Below are 15,168 nucleotides of genomic sequence, written 5' to 3'. Positions count from 1 at the left end.
GCGAAATTCGTCCGTCCGTTTCAGTCCCATAGTTTATCTCCTTTGTTACAGTAAATGCTATCAAAGGAGCGGCATCAAACCGCGACAGGTCCACCCAGCTTCACGCCAACATTAGAGGCCCCAGAGACGCGGGCAATGATTGACCCGGGACTGCCAATGACCATAACCGAGCGTCGGCCACTTGATTCTTCCTCGTTGTGGTCTCCCTCACGTGCTTCATTATTGGGGGATCGTCGAGCGGTAGTTCGGGGGGATATCTTGACTGTAGTTATCGAAATAGACGAGCAAGCGGAGATCTCGAACTCTTCGGACCGAAGACGAGCTGGGTCTGAAAACTTGAGCGTACCTGGACTGTTTGGCTTGCCGCAACGCCTCAATGGAAAGTTCCCTGCGGGAGCTTCATCCGACGAACTAGTTGGAATCTCTTCGCAAAGCAGTTCCTCAGGGGATGGCTCAGTTTCACGTAAGGAAAAATTGGAGCTACGAATCGCAGCCACAATCATAGACGTTTTGCCAAACGGCGTTTTGTCCATTTCGGGCAGTCAGGAACTACGCGTCAATTTTGAACTTCGCGAACTCTTAGTTACGGGTTTTGTGCGGCCTGCAGATGTTTCTCGCCAAAATGAAATTACCTACGACAAGATTGCCTCTGCGCGCGTGTCCTACGGTGGACGTGGCCAGATCAGCGATGTTCAGCAACCACGTGTCGGCCAACAGGTCCTTGATGCAATTTTACCGTTTTAATCGGGAGTATGATTATGAAAAAACTTCTACCGTTAGTTTTGCTCTTCATTGGTCTTGGAGCTGGGGTTGGCGCCGGGATTTTCATGCGCCCAGAAAGATCAGAAGATCTCACTAGCACAACGTCGCCAACGCAGAATGCCTCTGACCTCGAAGAGGTTGAAATCGGAGATCACCTCTCGGATGCGCCTGACACTGTCAGAAACAGCAATGAATATGCTAAACTGAATAATCAATTCGTAATTCCGATTATCGCCAGTGATAAGGTTACAGCTTTGGTCGTGTTAGCACTCAGTATCGAAGTACCTGAAGGTAAAACTGACCTAGTTTACCTTCGAGAGCCCAAGCTTAGGGATAGTTTCTTACAAGTCCTATTTGACCACGCGAATGTTGGCGGATTTGAAGGAAACTTCACCGATGCATCGGCTTTAAGAAAGTTGCGGACTGCCCTAAAGGAGATTGCACAAAGAGACTTAGGGAAAGAAATAGCCACTGATGTTCTTATCATAGAAATTGCTCGCCAGGATTACTGATCCAAGTTTATCAACTCTGCCGCGCGTTTACGGAGGCGTGCGATCAACGTAAGCAGAATGAAGGTGCCCAGTAAGACGGGATAGCGTGTAAGTTCATTGATCGAAGGTTAACTTGAAGATTTTCCCCGGCATGAAAGAGAAGCAGCGGAATTGGCGCAAACCTTTAAGTCGGGCATCTTGACAGAGGTGACGTAAACCATTGAATAAATGCGGTTTCAGGCTTCAACATACCATCCGCGACGCGCAAAGTTATTCGCACCGCGCAGTTTTATATGCTTCCCTACAACTGCCTGTAGGAAAGCACGTAATGTTGCGCCTCGGTTGCTAGGTAACAATGACTTAGAAGACTTTCTGAGCGCAAAAATTTGCGCGTCACATCGCAAGGCGCAAAGCCGATCTTTCACGAAGTCGCAGTGATTGGCAGCTTTGCATTCAAAACAGACTGATGTTGCGGCATGTCCATTTTGACACAAAAGTGGCGGATTCCAAACTTTCTCTGTGCGAGCAAAATTTAGCTTGTTTACATGCGAAAGGGCTTTGTTGGAACAAGTCGAAAAAACCTATGTGAACAGTTTGGAGTTGGGAGATGACCCCGAATGGCATAAGAACCATCGAAAGATTAGAATTCACATAACTGGCCCATGAAAGCAGATGGTGCTGTCCACTGAATATCGAACCGTGGTCATTATTTATTGGACCGAGACAATGATGTATCTTGAATTTGGATCAAAACACGACGCGATTGGCCACATGGAAGGTTTTGACGTAGACGAATTGGATCCGATGTCGTTCCTTCGGAATAAGTTTCCCCACGTTTTTCAGGCTCTTGACACCTTTTTGGAAGAAAACAGAGGGCCCGAAATCTGCGATAGTCGAACGTTGACTTTGATTACAACCATTTTTGTATATTATTCTGGCAAGCAAACAGACAAAGTTGTAAAAGGACCACGGAAGATTTCAAAAGGGTTCAATGCTGAAATAAATTTGTGGCGGCAAGATATGTTCGATGGATCAGTTCAGCGGCACAGTCAAGAAATACTGAGTGTTTTAAACAAGCAGCATGCTGACAATATATCACGGGTAAAAGCAAGAATTGAAACGTTATAGGAAAAATCCGATAGATCCAATATCGAGAATTATCTAGGATCAGGACCCATTAACTGATTGAGCTTGTCGGGCTGCTATGATTCACGACCCCCCGTTTCGGGGGATATGATGAGCAACTTATACTGGCTTACGGAGGCGCAGATGAAGCGTCTGCGGCCTTACTTTCCAAAGAGCCGAGGTCGCGCTTGCGTGTATGATCGCCGCGTTCTAAGCGGCATTATATTCATCAATCGCAATGATTTAAGGTGGTGCGATGCACCTGCCGAGTATGGTCCACCAAAGACGTTGTATATCGCTGGAAGCCTTGGAGCGATATGGGCGTGTTTGCCCGGATCATGATGGGGCTGGCTGAGCAAGCCCCCGACAACACAACCATCTCAATTGATGTAACATATCTCAAGGCGCATCGCACGGCCTCCAGTCTGAGACTGAAAAAGGGCGGCGTGTACGTCAGATCCACTGCCCGAGAGGGGGGCGACAAAAGGGAGAATAAATACCAAATTGCACGCCGTTACAGATACCAGCGGCCGTCCTGTCCGCCTGTTCATCACCGCAGGGCAGGTAAGCGATTATACTGGCGCTGCAGCTTTAATGAACAGCCTGCCTGAGCCGAGTGGCTTCTCGCAGATCGAGGATATGACGCAGACTGCGTTTCGAGAGCCCCTTATCAATTAGGGCACAAAGCCCTGCATCCCAGAACGCAAATCGCGTAAGAAGACCATCAAATACGACAAACGCCGATACAAACGCCCCTCTCGTGACATTGCTTTGCAATGCACTTCCGGGCAGTGATCGAAAGGATGTTCGGTAGACTCAAAGACTGGCGACGTGTCTCAACCCGTTATGACCGCTGCCCAAAGGTTTTCCTGTCAGCAATCGCTCTCGCCGCAACAGTCATATTATGGTTATGAGTCTTGACCCTAAGAAGATGCTCTTAGACGAATTACCGCCACCAAGAGGAAAATGGATACGCCATCGCCCCATAATTGGCCGCATGAAGCGAGAACCTTTTTAGAACGTGCTAAAAGGGTCGTTTTGGGGAGTGATGTAATCTGATTTGAATTGATTTTTTGGGGCTACTGTGATTCATTTTTCAGAATGATAACAACATTTGGCACATATAATTTTGTGTAGCGTAAATTTACACTGATATCCCTTTGCTTTGGTCGTGTAGCAACCGACCCTAGATTAAAATGAATAATGAATGGCACCTATGATCCAGATCAAAGCAGAAACCGACTGCGTGCAAACCGACGTGAGTTTCGATGTCGCGTTTCGCTGGCAATACCTGTTGACCCAGCGCGACATTACACAAACGGCGCTGCTTCGCCACACGTTTGCAGGATGGAATGCCTACGTTGGGGACGGGGTACATATTACGCGATTACGCGATGTGAACGATAAACAGATAGGTTTGTTCATCGGCATCGGTGTAGCGCAGGAGGGATTGATCGAAGGCGATCACCAGATCAACGCTCTAGATGTATCGCTGCCCACGTTTTTTATCGATTTTGAGGATTGGCTGTTCTACGTTGCCGGGCGCTACAACGTCTTGGTCGCGCGTGATGAAGACACACGATTCTACAGCGATGCGGTTGGTACGAACGGCACTGTGTTCGCCACGGCTGAGCGGCAAGTCGCGTCCAGCCTCGCGTTGTGCATCAACCGTGACATTATAGATCACCCCCTCTACGATCATACGCATGTCGAAAACGGTAGCGGTAATTATTCCCTGTTTCACACCCGCGACAAGGATGTGCGCCGCGCCAATCCCAATGCCTACCTGTCCTTGTCCGATTTCAAGGAAACCCGCTTTTGGCCACGCGACAAACCCTTCGCCACGCCACGCCCACGCGCCGAGATTTACAGCGAGATAATCACCCGCACCGCATCCGTCATCGATGCGATCAATGCCGTGCACAAGACCGCCCTCCCCTTGTCGGGTGGGCAGGACAGCCGATTGCTGGCCGCGATCGCGAGCGATCACCTCGGCGATATCGAGCAGAAATTCACCAACATCCACTGCTATTCTGGGCGCATAGACGCCACCGTCGCCGGCAAGGTGGCGCAGGTCCTCGACATCCAACACGAGATTTATGATAGGCGTGATTATAGATCCAACCCCCGCACGATCGCCCGCGCACAGGCGGAGTACGACACCGCCCTTGGCTACACTTCCCCCATCAAAAACGAGGTCAAGCAGAACATCCACCGTGGCGTCACTGACCGTGCCGTGGTGTTGCGTGGGCACCAGACAGACCTGCTGCGCGCGGTGTTCGTCGACAGGCCGGGGGCCAAGGGCCGAGCCAATCTGCGCTGGCAAATAAAACGTATGTCGATCGTTCCGCATAAGGAATTCAACCGTGAGGTTTACACACGCTTTGTACCCGAATACGAGGCTTGGATCGCGACACTGCCCCGTTCGGTACGCGACCATCAGGTCGATCTGATGTTTGTAGAAATCTATAACAGCTCGACCATTGGTGCATCTTTCCCGGCAATCTCGCGCAATTTCTTCATGTCGCCGTTCAACAGTCGACACATGATCACGCTTTCCTTATCGATCGAAGAGCAGTACCGCCACGACAGTCTTGCAGTGAACGATATCTTAATGATGCTAAACCCCGCGCTTCACGACCTTCCGTTCGACTATGAGTTCAGCGGCCGTAGTCTCGATCGCATTGATGATGACGCGGAAATGGCCGAGGCAACACAAACCCGTCGCGACGCAAGCAGGCGGCGTCAGAAAGTCATGAACGACCATCCCGCAATCTCCGCATCCGATCCTCTTCCCGATCCTGCTCAAACCTGTCCAAGCTCACTTGCGTCGGCCAGACCTACCTCCGACGTCTAGGAAAGTTCAGTCCTTCAGGCAGTTCATCCGGCGACACTACACTGCCCTAAAAATCAAGGTTTTCTACATTCAACGCGTTTTGTTGGATGAATTCACGGCGCGGTTCGACGACGTCGCCCATCAATTTAGTGAACAGATCGTCGGCTTCGGCCATATCCTCGACCCGAACCTGCAACAGAGTGCGTGCGTCGGGGTCCAGTGTGGTTTCCCACAGCTGATCAGGGTTCATTTCGCCCAGACCTTTGTAGCGTTGCAACGACAGACCTTTTTCACCCTCAGCCAGCACAGCATTGAGCAGATCCATCGGACCATTGATTAACTGGCTGCGGTCCTTGCGGACCAATGTCGCGGGCAAGTTGTAAACGTCTTGCAAGTGCTCGGTGAAAGTACCCGATTTACGTGCCTCACCGCCGCGGAGCATTTTACCATCAAGGGTGCGCACTTCTTCGACACCGCGCAGGATACGGGCCAGTTTGATGCCATGATCTTGGGTGATGCGGCCTTGCCAGCCACGCTCGTATTCCAGCGCGATCAGATCTAGGCGCGTGGCGACTTTGTCAGCCACGCCTTGCAGATCATTATCCACCGCACCGGGTACAAAAGCACCTGCGATAGCGGCTTGCTCAAGGATGTGGCGAGGATAATGGGTTGGGAAGGCCTCTAGCACGCGGCGCAGTTGACGTGCGTTGTCTACGAAGCGTGCCAAATCCTGCCCGCTGATCTCTTCGCCGTTGCCTTGTCGCAGCATGGCACCATCGATCCCCTGCTGGACGAGGTATTCTTCCATTGCAGCCTGATCCTTCAGATACACTTCGGACTTGCCGCGCGACACTTTGTAGAGCGGCGGCTGGGCAATATAGAGGTGACCATTTTCAATGAGCTGCGGCATCTGACGGTAGAAGAAAGTCAGCAGCAGCGTACGAATGTGCGCCCCGTCAACATCCGCATCAGTCATGATGACGATCTTATGATAGCGCAATTTGTCGATGTTAAATTCATCGCGGCCAATTCCGGTTCCCAGCGCCATCACGAGGTTACCAATTTCTTGGCTGCCTAGCATCCGGTCAAAACGGGCGCGCTCAACGTTAAGAATTTTACCTTTCAGCGGCAGGATCGCTTGTGTCTGACGATCGCGGCCCGTTTGGGCGGAACCACCAGCCGAGTCCCCCTCCACGAGGAAGACTTCGGTTTTGGACGGGTCTTTTTCTGAGCAATCCTTGAGTTTTCCTGCAAGGAAGTTCACATCCATCGCTGTCTTGCGGCGCGTCAAATCACGCGCTTTACGCGCTGCTTCGCGGGCATGTGCCGCCTCGATGATCTTGCTTACAACGATCTTTGCAATCTGCGGATTTTCTTCAAACCACTCAGCCAGTTTTTCATTCACAAGGCCCTCAACCGCAGGGCGCACTTCGGAGGACACCAGTTTGTCTTTGGTTTGCGAAGAGAACTTTGGATCGGGCACTTTGACCGACAAAACACAAGTCAGACCTTCGCGGGCGTCATCGCCAGTAAAGGTCACCTTCTCTTTTTTCGCGATCCCGCTGGATGTCGCGTAATTGTTGATCGTACGTGTCAGCGCGCCACGGAAACCGGCCATATGCGTGCCGCCATCGCGCTGTGGAATGTTGTTGGTGAAGGGCAGCACGTTTTCATGATAACTGTCATTCCACCACATGGCGACTTCGACGCCAATATCGTCTCTTTCACCCGTGATAAAAATGGGTTCGGGCAAAATTGAAGACTTATTGCGGTCCAAATATTTGACGAACTCTTTCACGCCGCCATCGTAAAACAGTGTCGTCTCCAAGGCTTCCGTCGGGCGTTCATCACGTAGGATGATTTTCACACCAGAGTTCAAGAACGCCAGTTCGCGTAAACGCTTTTCCAGTGTCTCGAAGGAATATTCGAGGTTCGAGAAAGTATTCAATGAAGCGAGGAAGCGAACTTCGGTGCCTGTGCGGTCTGTGTCGCCAAGGGTTTCGAGGTGCTTGGTGGTATAGCCCCCTTCAAATCGTGCGATGTGCTCTTTGCCTTCGCGCCAAACGCGCAGCTCCAGCCAGTCGCTCAGGGCGTTCACAACAGACACACCAACACCGTGCAAGCCGCCCGAAACTTTGTAGGAGTTGCTGTCAAATTTGCCGCCTGCATGCAGTTGGGTCATGATAACCTCGGCAGCAGAAACGCCTTCTTCGTCGTGGATGCCAACAGGGATACCGCGCCCGTTATCCGAAACAGAAACAGAGCTATCGGCATGAATTGTCACGGCAACATGGTCCGCATGACCTGCCAGTGCTTCGTCAATGCCGTTATCAACAACTTCATACACCATATGGTGTAAGCCCGACCCGTCATCGGTATCGCCAATATACATTCCTGGCCGTTTACGAACAGCCTCCAAGCCCTTGAGAACTTTGATAGAATTGGCGCCGTATTCTTCGGGTGTCTGGTCTGTCTCGGACATTGATGTCATCCTGCTATTCAATCCCCTATATATACGGTTATCGGGCCGCATTGTCACGTGAATGACACAATATTTTGTGTTTCTTCAGGCCGATTCTCAGGTGACAGACGAAACGCTGGAAAGCCCGTCCTGATCGGTAACCAAAAGGGTTTGGGCGCGATCGCCCATAGCCTCAAATAGACCGTCCTCTGTGCCTGTCATCCACGCCTGCGCTCCCAGTGCCGACAACTCGTCATAAAGCGCCGCACGACGGGTTTTATCCAGATGCGCAGCGACTTCATCCAGCAGCAGTAACGGGGGGGCCCCAAAATCCGCAGCCAACGCGCGGGCGTTAGCGAGGATCAGGGATACCAACAGCGCTTTCTGCTCACCCGTGGAACAATCCCGCGCAGGAACGTTTTTGGCGGTGAAAACACCAAACAAGTCGGCTCGATGCGGCCCAGTCAATGTGCGCCCCGCCGACAGATCACGCATGCGGCCGCTCGCCAAAGCGTCGCGCATTTTCTCGATGTCATCAGGCATATCACATTCAAGCGTAAGCGTGGCGGTAGGGAAGCTTGTCTCGGAGGCGGCCTGAGCAGCAGCTAATGCTTTGATGGCGTGCAACCTGTTGTGGTGTATCGCAACGCCTGTTTCAGCCATGCGCGCCTCAAGAGCGGTATACCAAGACGGCTCACGCACCATATCTTTGAGAAGGCGGTTGCGTTCCCGCATGGCTTTTTCATAGGCCAACGATATTTCGGCGTGATCGGGCAGAAAGCTGAGCGTCATGCGATCCAAAAAGCGCCTCCGCCCTTCAGCACCTTCAATCCATAGACGATCCATAGACGGGATAAGCCAAAGCACACGTGCAACGCGGCTTAGCGCTGTTTGGGAAACGGGCTTGCCGTCTATGCGCACCTGCCGTGCTGCGCCCTTTTCTGAGAGAATTTCGATCTCGCTCACTCCAAGAGGTCCATGGAGAAGAGCCGTGACCTTCCAGCCCAGTTTTTCGGGGCGTCGGGTCATGTCATCTGCACTGGCACGGCGCAGGCCGCGGCCGGGCGAGAGAAGGGAAATTGCCTCGAGAATATTGGTTTTGCCAGCACCATTATTACCATGGATCGCAACTGGTCGTGGATCGACATCAATAATCGCCCGCTTATGCGAGCGAAAATGCGAAAGCGTCAATTGTGTGAGGTAGAGACCAGCCATCAGCGCCTATCGTTTTCTTCTGAAGAAAACGGCCGGAATTTGTCTGAAATTCCGTTGCCCTTATACACGCATCGGCATGACAACATAAATGGCCGAGGTGTCGTTACCTTCACGCATCAATGTCGGATCACCTGACGAGTTGAACATAAACACGGCATTTTCACGGTCTACCTGAGAGGCGATTTCCAACAAGTATTTCGCGTTAAACCCGATCTCCAACCGTTCGTCGCTATAGGCAACGGCCAGCTCTTCTTCGGCAGCACCGCTGTCGGGCGCATTCACCGAGAGAATCAGGCGATCTTCGTCCAACTGCAATTTCACCGCACGCGAGCGTTCGGAACTAACAGTGGCCACACGGTCAACGGCTTTTGCGAAATCGGCAGCGTCGACCTCCAACTTGCGGGTGTTGCCTTGCGGAATAACGCGCGTGTAATCAGGGAAGGTGCCGTCAATCACTTTGGAGGTCAGAGTGATCTGTGGTGTCGCAAAGCGGACTTTGGTCTCGGACACAGAGACCGCGATGATCATATCATCCTCATCCAACAGCTTACGCAGTTCGCCAACAGTTTTGCGTGGCACAATCACGCCAGGCATATCTGCCGCGCCTTCGGGCATATCTGCATCGATACGGGCCAATCTATGGCCATCTGTCGCAACACAACGCAGCTTTTTACCGCCATCCCCTTCGGCGATGTGCATGTAGACACCGTTCAGGTAATAGCGTGTTTCTTCAGTGGAAATCGCGAATTTTGATTTATCGAACAGGCGGCGCAACACCGAAGCTTTGGCGGAGAAATTCGAGGCGTACTCGGACGTGGCCATGACCGGAAAGTCTTCTTTAGGGAGTGTCGCTAGCGAGAAATTCGAGCGGCCAGCTTCGACCGTCAAGCGGCCAGCGGCGTTATCCGCGGTAAGTGAGACAAGCGCGCCATCCGGCAGCTTGCGTACAATTTCGTGCAATGTGGTTGCTGCAACCGTGGCAGCGCCTGCGCGCTCTACCAGAGCGGGGGCTTTGTCCACCACTTCGATATCCAGATCGGTGGCGCGGAAGGAAACATCGCTGCCTTCGGCCTCAATCAATACGTTCGCAAGAATTGGAATGGTGTTGCGTCTCTCAACCACTGATTGTGCCTGAGAAACGGCCTTAAGCAACGCGGCGCGTTCGATGCTGAATTTCATATGCCTATCTCCATTGCACAGGGTCGGGAAATGCAAACTACCCGCTTTCCCTTTAACCACAAGACCTAACGGAGGTGAAATACAAAAGGCAGCCCCTCAAAGGCTGCCCTGTGGCATCGCTGCATCTTTGATAGGCTTATGCCTCTAATGCGCGACGCAAAAGTTCAAGATCTTCAGCGATCTGACCGTCCGAGATTTTCAGCTCTTCGATACGTTTCACCCCGTGCATAACGGTGGTGTGATCGCGGCCGCCAAACCGACGCCCGATTTCGGGCAGTGAACGGCTGGTCATGTGCTTGCACAAATACATCGCAACCTGACGGGGCCTTGCATAGCTGCGCAGACGTTTGGGGCCGACCATATCAGACAAGCGGATGTTATAGTGATCCGAGACCTTACGCTGGATTTCCTCAACGGTGACTTTCCGTTCGGATGCACGCAGCACATCAGCCAGACAATCTTGGGTAAGCTCCATATCAATTTTACGGCCAACTAGTGAGGCAAAGGCAAACAGCCGCGTCAGCGCACCTTCTAGCACGCGCACGTTGGTCGAGATGCGGTGTGCGAGGAATTCAAGGATACCATCCTCCATCGCCAGCTCGGGATAAGAGGCGCGGTGCGTGTCAACTTTGGTCTGCAAGATGCCAAGACGCAATTCATAGTCAGTGGGGTGAAGATCAACCACCAAACCGCATTGCAGACGCGACTTCACGCGGTCTTCAAGGTCTTTGATGTCTTGCGGGGCGCGGTCAGCAGAAATGATGATCTGCTTATTTTGATCCACTAACGCGTTAAAAGTGTGGAAAAACTCTTCTTGCGTGCTGTCCTTGCCTGCAATGAACTGAACGTCATCCACCATCAGCACATCCACTGTACGGAAGATTTCTTTGAAATCCATCATCTTGCGGTCACGCAAAGCCTGAACAAAGCGGTACATGAATTGTTCTGCCGACAGATAGAGCACGTTCAATTCGGGCTTACGGATTTGAAGTTCTTGCGCGATGGCATGCATAAGGTGGGTTTTGCCAAGGCCAACGCCGCCATACAGAAACAGGGGGTTGAACGATACAGGGCCACCTTCGGCAACTCGGCGGGCAGCCGCATGGGCCAATTCGTTCGGCTTCCCGACAACAAAAGTATCAAACGAAAAGCGGCGTTCCAGCGGGGCAGTATATGTAGTCGTCGCTTTTGGGGGCGTTGAACGTGGGGCAGCGATGGCATCTGTCTGGCGGGTAGCAGGCTTGGCGGTTTTTCCTGCAACTTCAAATTTCAAACGCGATAGGGAATCATCAAAAGCACGCATCTCATGCAGGATGAGGTCAGCGAAATTTTGACTCACGTAGTTACCAAAGAATGTCGTCGGGACATTCACGGTGGCAATGCCGGAATCAAGCGCACCCAAAAGCAGAGGGTCAATCCAAGTTGTATAGTTGTTTTGCCCGACTGTTTTAAGAAGTCGTTGCTTAACGCTGCCCCATTCGTCCCGTGTCATTCTCTACCTACCACATTCATTTATGCCGCACCCTGCGGCAATCCTTCGTTCAATCCATCAGGCAAAGACCAGCCGCCCGGTCCCATCAGAAACCGGCCCTGTCCATTGGACTGTTAGTGTGTAGCGCACGAACAGATGGCGCAGAATGCACCAAAGGTATCGAACGCAACCGTTCATTAAACGTGACAGGCAAATGTGCTGGCAGCAGCATCCGCAAACCTTCGAACGATCCTACTGGACGTCGAAGGTAACCTTTTAATCTGTACAACCACCTCTAGCAAAATAGTGTCAGATTTCTGGGTCTGTCCCCCCGCGATGTGACTCGCTCACACTAACTACCAAGCTGCTAAGGGGGGGTTCAACAGAACATATTTGTTGACTCTATGTTTGTTGAAAAAGAATCTCATAACCGCCAAAATGGGGCCCTGAAAACAACACAGGCGCCACTAAAAGTGACGCCTGCATAAATTAACTTTTTCTTAAGAATTAAGCGATTGCTTTTACCCGTGCAGCCAGACGCGACATTTTGCGCGATGCTGTGTTCTTGTGGTAAACGCCTTTTGTGACGCCCCGCATCAGTTCTGGCTGTGCTGCTTTCAGTGCCGCAACTGCATCGTCTTTTACGCCAGATTCGATTGCTTCTTCAACTTTGCGGATGAACGTACGGATACGTGAACGGCGTGCTTTGTTGATAGCAAAACGCTTTTCGTTCTGACGTGCGCGTTTCTTTGCTTGTGGTGTATTGGCCATGAGGATCGTCCTATCTAAATGTCTTGTGTCAATGCGTGCAACAGCTCCCGAGCGGGGAGGACACCGATAGGTGATTCTAGCCTGAGCGGGCTGCACGCGCATGTATATCGGCGGCTATAGCGGAGAATGGGCTGGGTTGTAAAGGTGGGCATGTTGCAAAGAAGAAAAACTCGGCTTCTGGCAACCTTGCCCCCCAATGATCCAGATGATTCTACGTGATTAGAACATTGATCTCCGGAAGTATTTGTCACCGAGCACTTGTGGCCCGGTGACACCTTTTTCTGTGCAGGCGCCCAAAGGCCCCACAAAGGAAGTTTAACGGTCGCGGAACTGTGCTTCGCGTTTTTCAAGGAAGGCACCCATGCCTTCTTTTTGATCCTCTGTCGCAAACAACGAATGGAACATGCGGCGTTCAAACAGCAGGCCTTCACGCAATGGTACTTCGTAGGCGCGGTTCACCGCTTCTTTGACGACCATGGTTGAAATCATTGATTTTTCGGCAATCTTCAGGGCCGCGCTCATGGCTTCTTCCATCAGCTTTTTCACAGGCACCACGCGCGACGCAAGGCCCGAACGCTCTGCTTCGGCGGCGTCCATGAAACGGCCTGTCAGGTTCATATCCATTGCTTTGGATTTCCCGATGATCCGCGTCAAACGCTGTGTGCCACCGATACCAGCAACAACACCCAAATTGATTTCAGGCTGGCCAAATTTTGCAGTTTCAGAGCAGATGATAAAGTCACACATCATCGCCAGTTCACAGCCACCGCCCAGCGCATAACCGGATACGGCTGCGATGATCGGCTTGCGTACGCGCATGATTTGATCGGTTTCTGCAGTGAAAAGATCACCTGCAAAGGCATCGACAAAGGACTTGTCTTTCATCATCGCAATATCCGCACCCGCGGCAAATGCCTTGTCCGAGCCGGTAACGATAATGCAGCGCACTTTGTCATTTTCCTGACAGCTGGTGAGGCAGTTTGCCAACTCACCCAGCAATTGATCATTCAAGGCGTTCAATGCATCTGGCCGGTTAAGCGTTACCGTAGCTACGTGGTTGTCGACGTCGAGGATGATCGTTTCATAAGCCATATATGCGGCCCTTTTTTGTTATTCAGACCACTTGCATATCATGGCCGCGATACGGTTCAAGCTATCTTTGACATGCGGGGCAATAGAAAGAAGATCGCCCAGATTGCACAACCCGCGCAATGGTCCCGCCACACCCATCTCTGCGGCAGGGTGCGCCCTCTCTTCCATAAACATCGAAGGAATGTTGGAAATATCCAAGCTCGCCATCAGCTTGACGGAAGTCCTTTAACGATGATCCTCCAGCTTCGATGGCGTCTTCTAGAACAGTTCGAATGATCGGAACCATAGCAGCAACCCGAGAGGCGGCGATGCGACCTGCTTTGCGCTTTGGGCTGATTCTTGCCCGAAAAAGAACCTCACACACATAGATATTGCCCAAACCTGCAACGATACGCTGGTCCAGCAAGGCCGATTTGACGGGTGTATTGCGGCCTTCAAAAGCATTTACCAGAATCGAATCATGAAAATCATTGCTCAGCGGCTCTGGTCCCAAAACCGCCAGCAGCTTGTGATCTGCGGCCGTGGCAGTCTCCAGCAAATCCATCGCGCCAAAGCGGCGGGGATCATTGAATGTGATCCGCGCGCCGTTTGCCATATGAAACACCACATGGTCATGCTTTTGCGTTGGGGGATGATCATGCACAAATTGCGCCGTCTTGGCACCCTCGAGGGCGGGGTTGGCAGGATCACCCGAAATCAACATCCGCCCCGACATACCCAAATGCACCAACAGTGTTTCGCCAGAACTTAAATCAGCCAGAATGTATTTGGACCGCCTGCGCAGCCGCTCCACCGTCACACCACTTAGCCGCGCGGCCATGCCTTGCGGGAAAGGCCAGCGCAGCCCGTCGCGGTTTACATCCGTATGCGTGATCACCACGCCTTCCATCACAGGGGCCAGCCCGCGACGGACCGTTTCGACTTCGGGTAGTTCGGGCATTGCGGCTCCTGCGTCAAATGGCGGTTTGCACCTTCTTAATTGAGGCTATATCCCCAAGACAACAAGATCAGGATCAATCACATGACCGAAAATACCACACACTTTGGCGCACAGACCATCCGCGAAGATGAAAAGGCGGGCAAAGTCCGCAGCCTGTTCACGGATGTGGCGAACAAATACGATGTCATGAACGACGTGATGAGCATGGGCATCCACCGCATCTGGAAAGAAGCGATGATGGATTGGCTGGCGCCACGTGCCGGGCAAAAGCTGTTGGATGTGGCGGGCGGCACAGGGGATGTGTCGTTCAAGTTCCTTAAACGTGCAGGATCAGGCCATGCGACGGTTTGTGACCTAACCGAAGGCATGTTGATCGAAGGCCGCAAACGCGCCGAAGCTGAGGCCATGCAAGAGAGTCTCGATTGGGTTGTGGGCGATGCGATGGCCCTGCCTTTTGAGGATAGCACGTTTGACGTCTACACGATTTCTTTCGGCATCCGTAACGTCACCCGCCCCCAAGAAGCGCTGAACGAAGCCTACCGCGTCTTGAAACCCGGTGGCCGCTTAATGGTGCTGGAGTTCTCTCAACTGCCCAATCCGATGATGCAAAAGGCCTATGATCTCTATAGCTTTAACGTGATCCCCCAGATGGGGCATATGATCGCCAATGACCGCGACAGTTATCAGTACCTCGTTGAATCGATCCGCAATTTTCCCGATCAAGAAACATTCCTTGGGATGGTGCGTGCGGCAGGTTTCGAGAATGCGAAATATCGCAATATGACCATGGGCATTGCCGCCCTTCATTCTGGCTGGAAAATCTGA

The 15,168-nt window shown here is 52.1% G+C and carries 12 protein-coding genes and 1 pseudogene; 6 read left to right on the top strand and 7 right to left on the bottom strand.

Annotation, left to right across the window (positions count from 1 at the left end; genetic code table 11):
* Positions 1 to 54 precede the first annotated feature (54 nt).
* The 5 genes and pseudogenes from flgH (at position 55) to GGR95_RS09155 (ending at position 5,235) form a co-directional block, all read left to right on the top strand.
* The gene (gene flgH / locus GGR95_RS09175) at positions 55 to 744 is read left to right on the top strand and encodes a flagellar basal body L-ring protein FlgH (RefSeq protein ID WP_184565039.1); all 690 of its coding nucleotides are present in this window, start codon (positions 55 to 57) and stop codon (positions 742 to 744) included.
* 14 nt (positions 745 to 758) lie between these two features.
* Positions 759 to 1,274, top strand: a complete 516-nt coding sequence (locus GGR95_RS09170; RefSeq protein ID WP_184565037.1) for a flagellar basal body-associated protein FliL — start codon at positions 759 to 761, stop codon at positions 1,272 to 1,274.
* Between the two features lie 705 nt (positions 1,275 to 1,979).
* Positions 1,980 to 2,381: a hypothetical protein gene (locus GGR95_RS09165; RefSeq protein ID WP_184565035.1), complete on the top strand. Its 402-nt coding sequence runs from the start codon at positions 1,980 to 1,982 to the stop codon at positions 2,379 to 2,381.
* 108 nt (positions 2,382 to 2,489) lie between these two features.
* Positions 2,490 to 3,292, top strand: a pseudogene (locus GGR95_RS09160) (IS5 family transposase).
* A 302-nt stretch (positions 3,293 to 3,594) separates the two neighbouring features.
* A complete protein-coding gene (locus GGR95_RS09155; RefSeq protein ID WP_184565033.1) occupies positions 3,595 to 5,235 on the top strand; it encodes a hypothetical protein in 1,641 nt (546 codons plus the stop codon).
* Between the two features lie 46 nt (positions 5,236 to 5,281).
* Here GGR95_RS09155 and gyrB read toward each other — a convergent pair whose 3' ends face one another.
* The 7 genes from gyrB to mutM form a co-directional block, all read right to left on the bottom strand.
* Positions 5,282 to 7,696 (bottom strand): DNA topoisomerase (ATP-hydrolyzing) subunit B, encoded by a 2,415-nt coding sequence (gyrB, locus tag GGR95_RS09150; protein WP_184565031.1) that lies wholly within the window; start codon positions 7,694 to 7,696, stop codon positions 5,282 to 5,284.
* A gap of 96 nt (positions 7,697 to 7,792) precedes the next feature.
* On the bottom strand, positions 7,793 to 8,890 hold the full coding sequence (gene recF / locus GGR95_RS09145; RefSeq protein ID WP_184565029.1) for a DNA replication/repair protein RecF: 1,098 nt from the start codon (positions 8,888 to 8,890) through the stop codon (positions 7,793 to 7,795).
* A 60-nt stretch (positions 8,891 to 8,950) separates the two neighbouring features.
* Positions 8,951 to 10,069 carry a DNA polymerase III subunit beta gene (dnaN, locus tag GGR95_RS09140; protein ID WP_184565027.1) on the bottom strand — a complete coding sequence of 373 codons (1,119 nt, stop codon included), beginning with the start codon at positions 10,067 to 10,069 and terminating at the stop codon, positions 8,951 to 8,953.
* A gap of 136 nt (positions 10,070 to 10,205) precedes the next feature.
* Positions 10,206 to 11,561 carry a chromosomal replication initiator protein DnaA gene (gene dnaA / locus GGR95_RS09135; protein ID WP_184565025.1) on the bottom strand — a complete coding sequence of 452 codons (1,356 nt, stop codon included), beginning with the start codon at positions 11,559 to 11,561 and terminating at the stop codon, positions 10,206 to 10,208.
* Between the two features lie 486 nt (positions 11,562 to 12,047).
* Complete coding sequence (rpsT, locus tag GGR95_RS09130) at positions 12,048 to 12,311, bottom strand: 30S ribosomal protein S20 (protein WP_184565023.1); 264 nt, start codon at positions 12,309 to 12,311, stop codon at positions 12,048 to 12,050.
* 315 nt (positions 12,312 to 12,626) lie between these two features.
* Entirely contained in the window at positions 12,627 to 13,403 is a 777-nt protein-coding gene (locus GGR95_RS09125) for an enoyl-CoA hydratase (RefSeq protein ID WP_184565021.1), read from the bottom strand.
* 61 nt (positions 13,404 to 13,464) lie between these two features.
* Positions 13,465 to 14,343, bottom strand: coding sequence for a bifunctional DNA-formamidopyrimidine glycosylase/DNA-(apurinic or apyrimidinic site) lyase (gene mutM / locus GGR95_RS09120; RefSeq protein ID WP_184565019.1), 879 nt, complete (start codon positions 14,341 to 14,343; stop codon positions 13,465 to 13,467).
* A gap of 81 nt (positions 14,344 to 14,424) precedes the next feature.
* Between mutM and ubiE the strand changes: the two genes are divergently transcribed.
* The gene (gene ubiE / locus GGR95_RS09115) at positions 14,425 to 15,168 is read left to right on the top strand and encodes a bifunctional demethylmenaquinone methyltransferase/2-methoxy-6-polyprenyl-1,4-benzoquinol methylase UbiE (RefSeq protein WP_184565017.1); all 744 of its coding nucleotides are present in this window, start codon (positions 14,425 to 14,427) and stop codon (positions 15,166 to 15,168) included.

The organism is Sulfitobacter undariae (assembly GCF_014196805.1).
Classification (GTDB): Bacteria; Pseudomonadota; Alphaproteobacteria; order Rhodobacterales; family Rhodobacteraceae; genus Sulfitobacter; species Sulfitobacter undariae.
The sequence above is the reverse complement of the archived record's forward strand: the minus strand, read 5'-3'. Positions and strand labels throughout refer to the sequence as shown.

Bases quoted from the DNA above. Each gene is read 5' to 3' on its own strand.
- flgH (WP_184565039.1), top strand. From the start codon at position 55: ATGCTATCAAAGGAGCGGCATCAAACCGCGACAGGTCCACCCAGCTTC.
- GGR95_RS09170 (WP_184565037.1), top strand. From the start codon at position 759: ATGAAAAAACTTCTACCGTTAGTTTTGCTCTTCATTGGTCTTGGAGCT.
- GGR95_RS09165 (WP_184565035.1), top strand. From the start codon at position 1,980: ATGATGTATCTTGAATTTGGATCAAAACACGACGCGATTGGCCACATG.
- GGR95_RS09155 (WP_184565033.1), top strand. From the start codon at position 3,595: ATGATCCAGATCAAAGCAGAAACCGACTGCGTGCAAACCGACGTGAGT.
- gyrB (WP_184565031.1), bottom strand. From the start codon at position 7,696: ATGTCCGAGACAGACCAGACACCCGAAGAATACGGCGCCAATTCTATC.
- recF (WP_184565029.1), bottom strand. From the start codon at position 8,890: ATGGCTGGTCTCTACCTCACACAATTGACGCTTTCGCATTTTCGCTCG.
- dnaN (WP_184565027.1), bottom strand. From the start codon at position 10,069: ATGAAATTCAGCATCGAACGCGCCGCGTTGCTTAAGGCCGTTTCTCAG.
- dnaA (WP_184565025.1), bottom strand. From the start codon at position 11,561: ATGACACGGGACGAATGGGGCAGCGTTAAGCAACGACTTCTTAAAACA.
- rpsT (WP_184565023.1), bottom strand. From the start codon at position 12,311: ATGGCCAATACACCACAAGCAAAGAAACGCGCACGTCAGAACGAAAAG.
- GGR95_RS09125 (WP_184565021.1), bottom strand. From the start codon at position 13,403: ATGGCTTATGAAACGATCATCCTCGACGTCGACAACCACGTAGCTACG.
- mutM (WP_184565019.1), bottom strand. From the start codon at position 14,343: ATGCCCGAACTACCCGAAGTCGAAACGGTCCGTCGCGGGCTGGCCCCT.
- ubiE (WP_184565017.1), top strand. From the start codon at position 14,425: ATGACCGAAAATACCACACACTTTGGCGCACAGACCATCCGCGAAGAT.